Origin of the sequence: Nostoc sp. CmiVER01 (genome assembly GCF_034531135.2) — a bacterium.
Classification (GTDB): Bacteria; Cyanobacteriota; Cyanobacteriia; order Cyanobacteriales; family Nostocaceae; genus Nostoc.
In genome coordinates this window covers 306,326-319,336 of sequence record NZ_JAVRBU020000004.1, presented here as the reverse complement: position 1 = coordinate 319,336, position 13,011 = coordinate 306,326, and the positions used below count along the sequence as shown (strand labels likewise).

Annotated in this window: 12 protein-coding genes; 7 read left to right on the top strand and 5 right to left on the bottom strand. The window is 44.8% G+C overall.

All coding sequences use genetic code 11. The annotated features are described in order from the left end of the window. Positions 1 to 15 precede the first annotated feature (15 nt). Complete coding sequence (locus RMZ43_RS08430) at positions 16 to 807, top strand: DUF3891 family protein (RefSeq protein WP_322651628.1); 792 nt, start codon at positions 16 to 18, stop codon at positions 805 to 807. A 299-nt stretch (positions 808 to 1,106) separates the two neighbouring features. Here the strand turns inward: RMZ43_RS08430 and RMZ43_RS08425 are convergent, their stop codons facing one another. Further along, on the bottom strand, positions 1,107 to 1,415 hold the full coding sequence (locus RMZ43_RS08425) for a hypothetical protein (RefSeq protein WP_322655784.1): 309 nt from the start codon (positions 1,413 to 1,415) through the stop codon (positions 1,107 to 1,109). A gap of 123 nt (positions 1,416 to 1,538) precedes the next feature. Here RMZ43_RS08425 and RMZ43_RS08420 point away from each other — a divergent pair, with 123 nt between their 5' ends. From RMZ43_RS08420 to RMZ43_RS08405, 4 genes are all read left to right on the top strand, one after another. Continuing rightward, entirely contained in the window at positions 1,539 to 2,516 is a 978-nt protein-coding gene (locus tag RMZ43_RS08420) for an ABC transporter substrate-binding protein (RefSeq protein ID WP_322655785.1), read from the top strand. A gap of 150 nt (positions 2,517 to 2,666) precedes the next feature. Beyond that, positions 2,667 to 4,223: a sugar ABC transporter ATP-binding protein gene (locus tag RMZ43_RS08415; protein ID WP_322655786.1), complete on the top strand. Its 1,557-nt coding sequence runs from the start codon at positions 2,667 to 2,669 to the stop codon at positions 4,221 to 4,223. Beyond that, positions 4,216 to 5,163, top strand: coding sequence for an ABC transporter permease (locus tag RMZ43_RS08410; RefSeq protein ID WP_322655787.1), 948 nt, complete (start codon positions 4,216 to 4,218; stop codon positions 5,161 to 5,163). The genes RMZ43_RS08415 and RMZ43_RS08410 overlap by 8 nt, the downstream gene beginning before the upstream one ends. Before the next feature lie 6 nt (positions 5,164 to 5,169). Continuing rightward, positions 5,170 to 6,138: an ABC transporter permease gene (locus tag RMZ43_RS08405; RefSeq protein ID WP_322655788.1), complete on the top strand. Its 969-nt coding sequence runs from the start codon at positions 5,170 to 5,172 to the stop codon at positions 6,136 to 6,138. 565 nt (positions 6,139 to 6,703) lie between these two features. Here the strand turns inward: RMZ43_RS08405 and RMZ43_RS08400 are convergent. After that, positions 6,704 to 7,114: a universal stress protein gene (locus tag RMZ43_RS08400; RefSeq protein WP_322655790.1), complete on the bottom strand. Its 411-nt coding sequence runs from the start codon at positions 7,112 to 7,114 to the stop codon at positions 6,704 to 6,706. An 89-nt stretch (positions 7,115 to 7,203) separates the two neighbouring features. On the opposite strand from RMZ43_RS08400, the gene RMZ43_RS08395 reads away from it, so the two are divergent. Together RMZ43_RS08395 and RMZ43_RS08390 are read left to right on the top strand one after the other, a co-directional pair. After that, positions 7,204 to 8,406 (top strand): phosphoglycerate kinase, encoded by a 1,203-nt coding sequence (locus RMZ43_RS08395; RefSeq protein ID WP_322651622.1) that lies wholly within the window; start codon positions 7,204 to 7,206, stop codon positions 8,404 to 8,406. 66 nt (positions 8,407 to 8,472) lie between these two features. Next, positions 8,473 to 9,090: an NUDIX hydrolase gene (locus RMZ43_RS08390; protein WP_322651621.1), complete on the top strand. Its 618-nt coding sequence runs from the start codon at positions 8,473 to 8,475 to the stop codon at positions 9,088 to 9,090. Between the two features lie 353 nt (positions 9,091 to 9,443). Here RMZ43_RS08390 and RMZ43_RS08385 read toward each other — a convergent pair whose 3' ends face one another. From RMZ43_RS08385 to RMZ43_RS08375, 3 genes are all read right to left on the bottom strand, one after another. Beyond that, entirely contained in the window at positions 9,444 to 11,234 is a 1,791-nt protein-coding gene (locus RMZ43_RS08385; RefSeq protein ID WP_428850711.1) for a calcium-binding protein, read from the bottom strand. A gap of 743 nt (positions 11,235 to 11,977) precedes the next feature. Continuing rightward, positions 11,978 to 12,259, bottom strand: a complete 282-nt coding sequence (locus tag RMZ43_RS08380) for a peptidase (protein ID WP_196525661.1) — start codon at positions 12,257 to 12,259, stop codon at positions 11,978 to 11,980. Between the two features lie 235 nt (positions 12,260 to 12,494). Beyond that, entirely contained in the window at positions 12,495 to 12,920 is a 426-nt protein-coding gene (locus RMZ43_RS08375) for a DUF4363 family protein (RefSeq protein WP_322651618.1), read from the bottom strand. Positions 12,921 to 13,011 lie beyond the last annotated feature (91 nt).

Here is a 13,011-nt window from a genome sequence, read left to right as displayed (position 1 = left end):
CTAAAATTTAAACTCATGCTACATCGTGTATCAAAGTATGGAGTAATTTGTATCACTCAACCCCATCATGCCTGGCTTTCAGGTCAATTAGCACGAGCTTGGGGAAATGAGCAATTTGGTCAGTTTATTCCTAAAGAAGAAGTTTATCTGGCCGCAGAACAGCATGACATTGGGTGGTTGCGGTGGGAGCAGCAGCCTACACTTAACCCCCAAACTGGCTACCCTTACAAATTTACAGAATTGGCAACTGAGGTGCATATAGATATTTGGTCGGGTGCTAAACAGCTAGCACTTCCTTTAGGTAGATATGCAACGCTACTGATTTCATTGCACGGAACAGGATTGTATGAGAGATTCACAAGTTGGCAAAACTCAGAGAAGTCTACTCAAATTGTTCAAGATTTTCTAAAAAACGAGTATGCATTTCAAAACCAGATTATTGAACTTCTTAAAAAAGATGGATATTATGCACCTTATGTAATGCCAAAGCTAATAGAGCGCAATAAAAAACTAGTGGCAACATGGGATGCACTTTCGATAATTTTATGTGAAGGAAAAACTGGAGAAAACTATGTTAATCAAGTTCCAACCACTAATGGTACAACTACATTAAAGTTAAGTTTGACAGAAGATAAAGAGCATCATCATACAGTAATGATATCTCCTTGGGCATTTGAGCAAAGCGAAATCAAGCTAGTCTATGAAGGACGCCTTTTGCAAGAAACTTTTAAGGATGAAGCAGTGATGCGAGAGGTTTTGACAAATGATTGTTGGGTAACTCTAAGTACTACTTTGATACCAGGCTGACGGATGATATTTTGAACAACTTACTGCACCTTCAAGAAATATCGCCGCTTTCGTGTCCACACCCGTCACAATTTGCGTGCTGTTCAAAACACGCAGTATTTACACTGTAGTATAAAGATTTACTATTGGATAAAATAATGCTTAGAGGCATAAGATACGTATACACTATATACTCTACTGAGGCAAATAAATCGGTAGAGTATTTTTTTGACACTCTCCCACCAAGCTTACGCGTTTGCCAAAAAAGTTTTTAAACGCCGATTCCAAGTTCTTGAGTAACTGTTGCAGAACAGGTATTTTTATTGCCCAACAATACAGGAAAGAAAAACCCGTCGTACTTCAGATGCACCGCGCAGACTTGGCTCGATCATCGCTGTGAACCATGATGGATCTTGAAACTCTGGAAACAGGCGATCGTCATTCTGGATGAGGAGTTGTCCTGGATGAACTCCATACTCGTTATATCGTCCGCAATCTAAAATTGAGTCCCCAAAGGTATATAGCGTCAGCATTGCTTGCTCCCGTCGATTGCAGCCCAAGAGAGTCAGGAAACTTACCCCTCCAGCTACTTTAATAAACCGTCGTCGTGTAGGTTGAAACGGAGCCATGATACTCTCCTGTTTGTTCGACGCTAGCATGAGCAGATGGTAGACAATATAAATCAGAAGATGGATCTAAGTATAATTAGCGATCGCACACGAGAAATAGAATATCTGATGGGGTTATGAAAAATGAAACCTGTCCGAGTCTATATGTCAAAGTTTCTGGTATTTAGCGTCTACGCTGTGATTATTGTTGCGGCTTTCTCGCAGTCTGGCTGTGTGCGTGAGAAAACAAAAAAAATTGTCGGATTTTCGCAAACAGAGAACATTGGGCCGTGGCGCATCGCCGAAACGAATAGCATCAAAGAGGAGGCTGCCAAGCGTAAGAAAACTTACGATTTCTTGATGACGGATGCTCAGGGGCAGACATCGAAGCAATTTTCCGACATCGAAGATTTAATCGCTCGACAAGTCGATGCCATATTTCTCGCGCCACGGGAATATGAGGGTCTTACACCTGCTCTTGAAACAGCGAGAGCAGCAAAAATACCAGTGTTTCTCATCGACCGTGAAGCTGCGGGAAGACCAGGCGAGGATTTCGTCAGCTTTCTCGGTTCGGATTTCATTGTCCAAGGCCGCCGCGTTGGCAAATGGCTGGCTCAGGCTACTAATGGCAAGGCGTCTATTGTGGAACTCACTGGAACAGCAGGGTCATCGGTCGCAATTGATCGGGCAAAGGGATTTCGGGATGCGATCGCCAGTTATCCCAATATGAAGATCATCGCCACCCAAACGGCGGATTTTTCGCGGGCTGTGGCCGTGCGTGTAATGGAAAACATCATCCAGGCTAAAGGTTCTGATATCACCGCAGTGTATGCTCACAATGACGAAATGGCATTGGGTGCGATCCAGGCTCTCAAGTCAGCAGGCATGAAGCCTGGTAAGAATGTGATCGTCGGTTCAATCGATGGGCAGAAAGCCGCACTTGAAGCGATTATTCGCGGCGAACTTGGCGTGAGTGTCGAGTCGAACCCGCGTTTTGGCCCACTTGTTTTCGCTACGATGGAGAAGTATTTTGCTGGCAAAAAGATTCCTCCTAAAATAATTCTTCAGGACAGACTCTTCGACGTCACAAACGCCAAAGATTTTGTGCATGAAGCATACTAATACCGCAAAGCAAAAGTCAAAAGAATTATATTTATTCCGAGCTTCTTACGCCATATAAATAAAGAAAAGATAGCCAGGAAATATGTTGAACTTGGATGATGAATAAAGAAGATGACTATGGGGTATCAGGACAAAAATTAGGTAAAGCCTATGACTCAGGCAACTCGAACTGTCTTGTGCATGAGGGACATAAAGAAAAGTTTTTCCGGTGTGTCGGCGCTCCGGGGTGTGGATTTTGAGCTAAAGGCGGGCGAGATCCACGCGCTGGTTGGAGAAAATGGTGCTGGCAAATCGACACTCATTAAAATCATGACGGGAGCCTATCGACGAGATTCGGGTGTTATGGATTATGGGGAGAGTCCCGTTACATTCCAGAACCCGACCGAAGCGCAGGCGGTAGGCATCGTAGCTGTCTACCAGGAGATTCAGCTTGTGGGTTTCCGAACCGTTGCTGAGAATATTTTTCTTGGCAGAGAACCGCATCGCTTCGGTATTATTGACAGACGGCGTATGAATACCGAAGCATCGGAGATATTGGAGCGCCTGGGATTGGATATTGACCCACACTCAGTAGTTGATTCGCTCAATATTGCCCATCGCCAAATGGTGGCGATCGCACGCGCCATATCCTTTAGTGCGCGGGTGCTGATCCTCGATGAACCCACGAGTTCGCTTACCGAAACTGAAGTTTCTGTTCTTTTTAACGTCATGCGGCGGCTAAAGTCGGAAGGGACATCCATCGTTTACGTCAGCCACCGTTTTGAAGAACTTTACGCCGTGTGCGATCGCGTTACAGTTTTGCGTGATGGGCGTAACATCATAACGCGATCACTCTCCACGCTCAATCGCCTGGAACTCGTTTGTTCTATGCTGGGTCGTGAGCCAGAAGAAGTAAGCAAAGGAGTCACAGCGTTTGCAGGGCGATCGCAAAATGCGGTAGATCGGCCAGTGCTGCTCCAGGCGGAAGCTCTCAAATATAAGAAAAGCCTCAATGGTGTCTCAATTGAAATGCGGCATGGGGAAATCGTTGGGCTTGCGGGTTTGCTCGGCTCCGGTCGAAGTGAAACAGTGCGTACCCTGTTTGGGGCAGAACCACTTGAAGGTGGAACTGTAAAACTCGAAGGTAATCTTCTATCCTTGCGCGATCCTCATGATGCGATCGACGCTGGCATAGCTTTCCTTTCAGAGGATCGCAAGGCGGACGGCATCATCCCTGAGCTTTCGGTGCGAGAAAACCTCACTCTCGCTGCACTACCAAACCTTACGCAATGGGGCATCGTTTCCAGAAAACGACAGAATGAGCTTGTCGATCGTTTCATGCACCGCCTTGGAATTAAGGCGGCCAGCGCCGAACAGAAGATCCACGAATTATCAGGCGGCAATCAGCAGAAGGTTCTTCTGGCGCGATGGCTGTGCAAGAATACAAAACTTCTTCTCCTCGACGAGCCGACTCGCGGTATTGACGTTGGGGCAAAGGGAGAGATCCAGCGCCTGATCGCCGAATTAGCAGAGCAAGGGCTGGGAGTTGTGATGATTTCATCGGAAGTGGAAGAGTTAGTTGAAGGTTCGCAACGTGTTATCGTCCTTCGTGACGGGCGGTCAATCGCGGAACTCAGTGGCGAGCAGAAGAATATAAAGGCAATTCTGCACGTAATGGCGGAAGGTGCAGGTCAGGAAGCCGTGAAGAGCAGCACAGATCATGAATAGCAAGAAGCCTTACCTGGGTTGGGGAACCCTATGGAACCCAGACTTTGGCGCACCTGCGGCACTGTTAATTCTCTATATTGCGAACGCCGTTTTCACTCCGCGTTTCGCTACAGTTAGCAACACCTTAAACATGTTGCTCCAAGTATCCACCACAATGTTTATTGCCGTTGGGATGACATTTGTCATTGCCTCGCGTGGCATCGATTTGACGGTCGGCTCTACTATGGCATTGGTTTCTGTCATTGTGGCATTGCTTATTAAGTATGGAATAACTGTTGCCATTTCGTCCGCCTTGTGCTGTGCCCTGTTGGTTGGTCTGATCAATGGCTTTCTGATCTCACGTCTGAAACTTGACCCCCTGATCACTACCTTGGCGGCTCTGATCTTATGGCGTGGGGTTGCTCAGGTGATCGGGGACGGTCAGCTCGTTCCCTTTACCAATCCCACATTTGAAGCACTCGGAAAAGGCTATCTCGGTTTTATACCAATTCAGGTTGTGATTGCGGCAGTCATCATTGCAGGAGCCTTCTTCTGTATCCACTCTACGCTTTTTGGGCGTCAGATTGTTGCAGTCGGCGGCAACGAGAAGGCCGCACGGCTGGCGGGCATCCGTGCGGAACGCGTGAAATACATTGTCTATATAATTAGCGCCCTACTTGCGGGACTGGCCGGACTTGTCGAGACGGCGAGGCTTGGTTTAGGCGATCCTAGTAAGGTAGGTGTCAACGCAGAATTCGAGGCGATCGCAGCTGTTGTTGTTGGCGGTACGCCCTTCTCCGGTGGTCGCGCCAATGTACTCGGAACTGTTGTCGGAGCCTTGATTATGCAGGTGATTTCCACAAGTTTCAACATGCTCCTGATTCCCTTCACCTGGTCATTAGTTTTAAAATCTGTAATCATTCTTTTCGCTATTTTTTTACAGCGTCCTAAGGAGGTTTAACGCGTCATGGCTGCTACAAAGTCTCTTGCACTTGCTGGGAAGCGTCTCGCCAGACTCCTCACCTCGCAGGGCGTGCTGCTCATGCTCCTTAGTTTGGCTGTTTTCGCATCGTTTCGTTATGAAACCTTCCTGACACCTCTTAATCTCATGAACATCATGCGACAGAACAGTATGCTAGCGATCGTGGCACTGGGCATGACTGTCGTGATCCTGAGTGGAGGAATCGATCTCTCGGTGGGTTCCCTTGTTGCTCTAGGCGGTGTCATCGCAGCATTGCTTGCTGGACAAGGAAGCTTTGTAGCAATTGTTTGCGGCATTGTCAGCACTACCTTGCTTGGTGTGGTAAACGGTCTTCTTGTGTCTCGTGCGAGGCTCCAGCCGTTCGTTGTTACGTTATTCACCGCAAGCGCGGCACGGGGGCTGGCGTTGAGCATCACTGAGGAGAAGTCGATTGCTGTATCATCGACAGCATCGGGACTTGTTTGGCTGGGTAGAGGGTTTATTGGTTTCGTTCCTGTCCCCGTGATTATAGTTGCGCTCTTATATTTTGCAGCTTGGTTTATGCTACACAGAAGCCGATTAGGGTTGCATGTGTTTGCTATTGGCGATAACGAGGAAGCCTCCCGGCTGATGGGCGTGAATCCAAACCAAGTAAAGCTTGCAGTCTACACATTTAGCGGTATGCTTTCAGGGCTTGCTGGTGTTGTTCTCGCAGGTCGTCTAGGGGCAGGTCAGCCTGTGGCTGCCTTTGGCTGGGAAACAGATGCGATCGCTGCAACCGTCATGGGAGGAACATTTCTCGCAGGCGGTCAGGGAAGCGTGTTTCCGACGCTTATAGGTGTTCTTCTCTTAGGAATGATGTACAACCTTCTGAATCTTGAGGGGACTATTACTCCGTGGTGGCAGCTTGTGCTTCGCGGTGGCTTTCTACTTATGGTCGTGATCTTCCAGCAGCGCATCGCCCAGAGGGGGTAAGTAGGTCGGTGTAAATAATTATTGTTGTAATAAGGCAGGGGGCAGGGGGCAGGGGGAGAAAGAGTTTGAGCCTTATTTACTTTTGTTTACATAGTTTGATTTTATTGCACCAACTTACTTAATACCAATTCAATTAATGATTTCAAACACATGCTTGGGTAAAGACGCGATGAATCGCGTCTCTATAGATGGTTTATTTGTCGCATTCTTTTTTCAAATTGGTATTACGCTCTACTTGCAAGAGCTTCCGCTTTCACGTTTGGGTGTTTCACGCAGCCTGCAAGAGCTTCCGTCTTCCCTGTAAGAGCTTCTGCTTTCACGTTTGGGTGTTTCACGCAGCCTGCAAGAGCTTCCGTCTTCCCTGTAAGAGCTTCTGCTTTCACGTTTGGGTGTTTCGCGCAGCCTGCAAGAGCTTCCGTCTTCCCTGTAAGAGCTTCTGCCTTCACGTTTCAGTTGGCTGATGACTGTTGACGGGTTTTCAGTCATCAGTCATCAGGTAAACGTACAATATTATTTGCGTAACAGTTTATTCAGCAACACACTAGCTCCTGGGTACTTATGACTGCTAAGGCACAATCAGCACTGGGCAAGGGGAAAGATTAATCACGCGAGTAGTAACACTATCATCGGCTCCCTCTTCAGTCAAGCCTAGCCCCCGACACCCCATAATTATTAAATCGGCTCCGATTTCATCAGCGACATCGCAGATGGTAAAAGCTGGTTTACCCCGCCTTTCTAAGGTTTCAGCTTGAATTCCTTGCCCAGAAAATAAAGATTGGGCATTTTCCAGCAGTTTAGCAACTACCTCTGGTGACACCATCGGATCATCTGCACTAGGCGCATCTGGAAGTGGTTCTTCTACCACAGACAGCAGCACCAAGCGACTGCCGTACTTTTTGACTACGTTGGTAACAACATCAGCAGCTTCCCGCGTTTCCCGGCTTTGATCAATAGGAAATAGTACTGTCTTAAATATCTCTGTCACTTGGGTACCCCTGACTCCGGTAAAATCTTGATGGTTCTACTTTCAAAACAATAACAAAAAGGCAATCAGGAGAGTTTGGTGTGTCCAAAAAAAGTTTAGCAAGTTTATCTTCGGCTGATATCTCTGGGAAACGTGCCTTAGTGCGGGTTGACTTTAACGTGCCTGTGGACGATCAAGGCAACATTACCGACGATACTCGCATTCGCGCCGCTCTACCAACCATCCAAGATTTGACGCAGAAGGGAGCTAAGGTCATTCTCGCCAGCCATTTTGGCCGTCCTAAGGGTGTGGATGACAAATTACGCCTAACTCCCGTTGCCAAGCGTCTCTCTGAGTTACTGGGGCAAGAAGTCGTTAAAACTGATGACTCTATTGGCGATGAAGTTGCAGCTAAAGTTGGCACTCTGCAAAATGGTCAAGTGCTGTTACTAGAAAATGTCCGTTTTTACCCAGAAGAGGAGAAAAACGACTCAGAATTTGCAAAAAAATTGGCAGCTAATGCTGATTTTTATGTAAATGATGCTTTTGGTACTGCACACCGCGCTCATGCTTCTACTGAAGGTGTGACTAAATTCCTCAGCCCTTCTGTGGCTGGATATTTGGTTGAGAAGGAATTGCAATATCTGCAAAATGCTATTGAAAATCCCCAACGTCCTTTGGCAGCAATTATTGGCGGTTCCAAGGTTTCCAGCAAAATTGGCGTAATTGAAACGTTGCTGGAGAAGTGCGACAAGCTAATCATCGGCGGTGGGATGATTTTCACCTTCTATAAAGCCCGTGGTTTGAATGTCGGTAAGTCGTTGGTAGAAGAAGACAAGCTAGAACTAGCGAAGTCTTTGGAAGCTAAGGCTAAAGAACGGGGCGTTGCTTTATTGCTTCCTACAGATGTGGTATTGGCAGATAACTTTGCTCCTGATGCCAATTCTCAAACCGTTAGCATTGAGAATATTCCAGATGGTTGGATGGGTTTGGATATTGGGCCAGACTCTGTGAAATTTTTCCAAGAGAGCCTTGCAGATACCAAAACGGTAATTTGGAACGGGCCAATGGGTGTGTTTGAGTTTGATAAGTTTGCCAAAGGTACGGAAGCGATCGCTCATACCCTCGCTGAAATTGGTAAAACTGGTACTACCACCATCATTGGCGGCGGCGACTCAGTAGCGGCTGTGGAAAAAGTTGGTTTAGCTGACCAAATGAGCCACATCTCCACCGGCGGCGGCGCTAGCTTGGAGTTGCTTGAAGGCAAGGTATTGCCTGGAATTGCAGCTTTAGATGATGCTTAATAGCCATCTTTAGAATTATGTAGAGACGTTAAATATAACGTCTCTATATTAAATAGGGAAAAAACTGTGGAAACAAAATGGCTGGAATGGGCACAAAAGTTACAAGCGATCGCTCAAAATGGTCTAACCTATTCTGAAAACCCTTTTGATATCGAACGCTATAAACAATTACGAGCGATCGCCACAGAAATTATGGCGACTTACTCAAATGTAGAACACAGCCATGTTCTCGATTTGTTTAGCCGTGAAGTAGGATATGCTACTCCCAAAGTTGATGTGCGAGGAGCAATTTTTCGTGATGATACTATATTATTAGTCAAAGAACGAGCAGACGGTTGCTGGACTTTACCTGGTGGATGGGCTGATGTCGGCGAGTCGCCCAGTCAAGTAGTTATGAAAGAAGTATATGAAGAATCTGGATATCAAGCACGCGCGATCAAACTACTAGCAGTCTATGACAGAGACAAACAGGGACATCCACCGCTTCCGTTTTATGTCTACAAGCTGTTTTTTAAGTGTGAACTTATTGGTGGTTCTCCATCATCAAGTATTGAAACTGAAGAAGTAGGTTTTTTTGCTGAAGATGCGTTACCAGAACTTTCCATCGGACGTGTGACACCAGCGCAAATCACGCGACTTTTTCAACATTATCGCCAACCAGATTTACCGACAGATTTTGATTAAATACCTCTGCATTACGAAGATGGGCATACAGAATTTATGGCTTTATTCTGACTCATAAAATAGCCCGGACTTGTAATATAAATTTCATGTGAAGCTGCACAAAATAATTAACCCTCTATTCTTGGCGCTCTTGGCGTTCTTGGTGAACCAGCGCTGTAGGCGGGTTTCCCACCGTAGGCGACTGGTGAACCCGAAGGGCGGTTCGTTTTTAATTCTATGCATCTTCATAAAGCATTGGTATAAATAGTTTCTTGTTGGGTAAGGGGGACACGTTGCCGTGTTCCCCTAGCCAGGAGGAAAAGTATCCTTGAATCTACTTCAGATGACAGTACAATCTTAAATTGACAACATTCTTATGCAAAACTGACTTCTAGGTTATAAGAAAAATCAGGTATAGAGCTGCTACCAGAGAAAATTCCGCCATCTTCAGGTAAGAAACTAAATTTACTCACTGAAATGGAGTACGTACCTGCATTCAGGAAAGTAGTGATTAATGATGACTGGTTGGAACCATTATCGTCGTTAGTTTCTAATAAAGCTCCAGCAGCGTTAAACAGACCCAGAACTGTATCTTCAGATGTCACCGTACTGATAGTGACAGTTCCTGGATTTGCTACAGAAAATTTAAAAAAGTCGAAATCAGAATTATCCCCTGGTTGAACTGTTGCCAACTGCGCTGAAAGATTAAGGTTTGAGCCTGATGATAAGGAACCTAATCCTTCAGCGCTATCTAGTGAGTTATTTGTATCTTCTCCAGCATTTTCCCGCTCATAGAAAAGGAAGTTATCACTATCAAGTCTAAGATTGGTTGTCCCTTGCAGAACACCTATGATTTCATCTTGCTCTCCTGTCGGTTTCTCTAAAAATATTCGTGTGTTGCCTGCAACAACTTGCAGGCGGTAGTCTTCTGGAGTTCCTTTGAGTTCAATTCGATCTTGGCTAGAGTCAAAGTCAGTAATAGTAGCCAAGTCCCCAAAACCAGGATTCGTAGTATTGTTATCGTCGTAGAAAACATTTGCAGCGTCACCCAGGATAAATCTATCTGCCCCAGCTCCACCTGTGAAGCGATCAGTTTCTCCTATTCCAGGTGGAAGTGGACTACCAGGGAAAACGCCAATGAGGATATCGTCTCCAGCGCCGCCATTGAGTACCTCATTACCTGGCCCACCCTGTAGACTATCATTGCCGTCGCCACCATTGAGGATATCATTACCATCACTACCATCTAGAGTATCATTGCCTCCTCCACCATTCAAAGTGTTGTTAGAAGTATTACCAAAAATGAAATTGCTAAGACTGTTACCTGTCCCGCTAATGTCACCACCTTCCCTCAGTGTCAGGTTTTCCAAATTGTTGCCTAGTGCATAGGAGACAGAAGACCGGACGCTATCTGTGCCTGAATTAGCAGCCTCTGTAATGGTGTCGGTAGTACTATCAACGAGGTAAGTGTCGTCGCCTGCTCCCCCAATCAAAGTGTCAGTACCTAAGCCTCCATCAAGTGTGTCATTACCCTTATTACCGGATAATCGATTATTTTGCCTGTCACCAACAATGCTGTCATTTCCATTTGTACCGATGACATTATCAAAGTTGACTGCTGTAAATGACAATGCTCCCACGCCAGGAACGTTATTGGCAGCCAAACTTTGGGTTCGCAGATTAACAGTGATAGATACCCCAGCCAAAGATTGGGATGCATCTATAGTGTTGTTGGCAACATTAGCATTAGCAATAACCTTTTCGACTCTAAAGAGTTGGTCTTGACCAAATCCGCCAGATTTTTCAATGGTTCCAAAACCTGACAAGATAATGGTTTGATCTAGTTGACTGTAGTCTGCGGTATCAGTGCCATCTCCGCCATTAATGCTGTCGTTACCCTGACTGGCTATGAAGGTGTCATTACCTGCACCACCTATTAGAGTGTCGTTTCCTGTGCCACCATCAAGTGTGTCATTGCCGTTTCCACCACTTAGACTGTCGTTTGCTGTCCCACCTGCGAGGGAATCGTTACCATTTGCACCATTCAAAGTGTCGTTACCAGAAGTACTATTGGCATTACCACCACTAGCCCAACCAACTATCGTGTCATTTCCCGAAGTCCCAGAAAGATTGTCAGCACTTGTTTTGCCGAAAATAAATGCCATGTTATTTCTCCTGAATTTCTCACTAATACGTAAGTTCAGCCTCAGTAAAAGAACTATTCATTAGGTCAATGTAGATTACTTACCATTTGTGTAATCTAAATTAAAAACTACTAACTTATTTGGTTAATAACTTATAAAGAAAAAATATCCAGCTATTTATTGTGGGCTGACCTAAAAAACCCGCTTTTGCTTACGCACGAGCGAGACGCCTACTTTAAAGAATTAGATAGTTTTTTTTGAAAGTCTCTTAATTAAGAATCCAAATAGTAAGCAACTATATCAAATATTTTGGTTCTTTTTCCAAACTTTTTTAAACCGACGCTGTAACTATTTAATTATCATGAAGTACAAGGTTACATCAACTACTTTATCAAAACTTTAAATTTTCAATAAGTATGATTGATAATACATTCAAATATAGGTGTTAAATGTAAAATTTAATTAATTATTATTTCAACTTATTGATTTCTTTTGGTAAAATGCTCCTAAAGCATGACCATATTCACAAGAAAATGCATCCACTGCTAGCATCAAACTGGGGTAAAGTACACCTTGAAAAGGCTAGTACTAAACTTTTTACTATGCGATCGCACGGAAAGTGAAATTAAGCTAACGCGCCTATATATTGCACTATTTTCCGTGTAGACCTTCATTAGTAATTAGTCATTTGTGTTTACCAACCACAAAGGGCAACCTCACTAGTGGATGTACAATGTTTATTTGCGTAACAGCTTATATATTTTCTAATCCTTCTCGGATTTTGGCCTTTTCCTACCAAACAAACTAGTCATACTTAAGCCAGTAACTAACAATCCCAATAGTCCTAGTCCGTTCAAAATTGGGTAGATTCCCTGTAAACCAAATATTTCACCACGATGAATAGAAAGCAGTAGACTACGGCCTACTCCCAGGTTAGCTGACCACTCACCTACCAGCGTAGCTGCAATTCCAGTTAACAATGTTACAGCAAGCGGTAAAGCCAGAATAATCGCCAGAGTCCGGTGGTACTTGCGAAATGAACGCATTATCCAAAATCTCCAGTGGAAACTATAGCACTTTGCTATTTGTTCAAAGCCAGATATAAAGACTGTTTTTCTCCTATCTTGTGTCCTTTGACCAAATAATAATTTGGATACAGAGCAAATAATTTTATTTATGGGGCCAAATTATTGACTTTTGAATGTGTGACTTTTGACTTCCCCAAACGCAAACAGCGTCCCCAAGGGTTGGGGCTGACTTCTGCTCTATGTTAGCTTTACCTCACTTTTTAGAAACACTGGCGATATTTGTGTCAAGTGTTTGTAACCCTTTAAGAGCTTTCGCTTTATCTTTTGCCTTCAGCGCACCCTTCACCTGGGTCGCAGTATCTTCGATTACATTATAGGTTTTTGAAGATTTAGTTTTGACACCATCCTCAACCTTAGACCAAGAGTTTTCAAACTTATTAAATTCTTGTTGAGCTTTATCAAAGTTTCCGCCTTGCACCGCAGTTTTGGTATTTGAAACTACACTGACCAAACTCTTAAAACCTCCCTGTGTCGCAACAGTTGTTTTGGATACTGCTGTCCCCGCAGTGGTTTCAGTGGCAGCAGGAGCCTGGGTAGTAGATTTTTGATCGCTGTTGCATCCTACTAATGTCAGTAAGGCAATTGTAGTAACGGGAATGATGTAGATTAAGCGTTTCATAAGACCTCTTGAATAATGATAAATCGCCAAATACCGACGATATCAGCTACTATATCAGCTAAAGTTGTTGAAAATGTAGGAAGATTGAATG

Bases quoted from the DNA above. Each gene is read 5' to 3' on its own strand.
- RMZ43_RS08425 (WP_322655784.1), bottom strand. From the start codon at position 1,415: ATGGCTCCGTTTCAACCTACACGACGACGGTTTATTAAAGTAGCTGGA.
- RMZ43_RS08415 (WP_322655786.1), top strand. From the start codon at position 2,667: ATGACTCAGGCAACTCGAACTGTCTTGTGCATGAGGGACATAAAGAAA.
- RMZ43_RS08410 (WP_322655787.1), top strand. From the start codon at position 4,216: ATGAATAGCAAGAAGCCTTACCTGGGTTGGGGAACCCTATGGAACCCA.
- RMZ43_RS08430 (WP_322651628.1), top strand. From the start codon at position 16: ATGCTACATCGTGTATCAAAGTATGGAGTAATTTGTATCACTCAACCC.
- RMZ43_RS08380 (WP_196525661.1), bottom strand. From the start codon at position 12,259: ATGCGTTCATTTCGCAAGTACCACCGGACTCTGGCGATTATTCTGGCT.
- RMZ43_RS08420 (WP_322655785.1), top strand. From the start codon at position 1,539: ATGAAACCTGTCCGAGTCTATATGTCAAAGTTTCTGGTATTTAGCGTC.
- RMZ43_RS08375 (WP_322651618.1), bottom strand. From the start codon at position 12,920: ATGAAACGCTTAATCTACATCATTCCCGTTACTACAATTGCCTTACTG.
- RMZ43_RS08385 (WP_428850711.1), bottom strand. From the start codon at position 11,234: ATGGCATTTATTTTCGGCAAAACAAGTGCTGACAATCTTTCTGGGACT.
- RMZ43_RS08405 (WP_322655788.1), top strand. From the start codon at position 5,170: ATGGCTGCTACAAAGTCTCTTGCACTTGCTGGGAAGCGTCTCGCCAGA.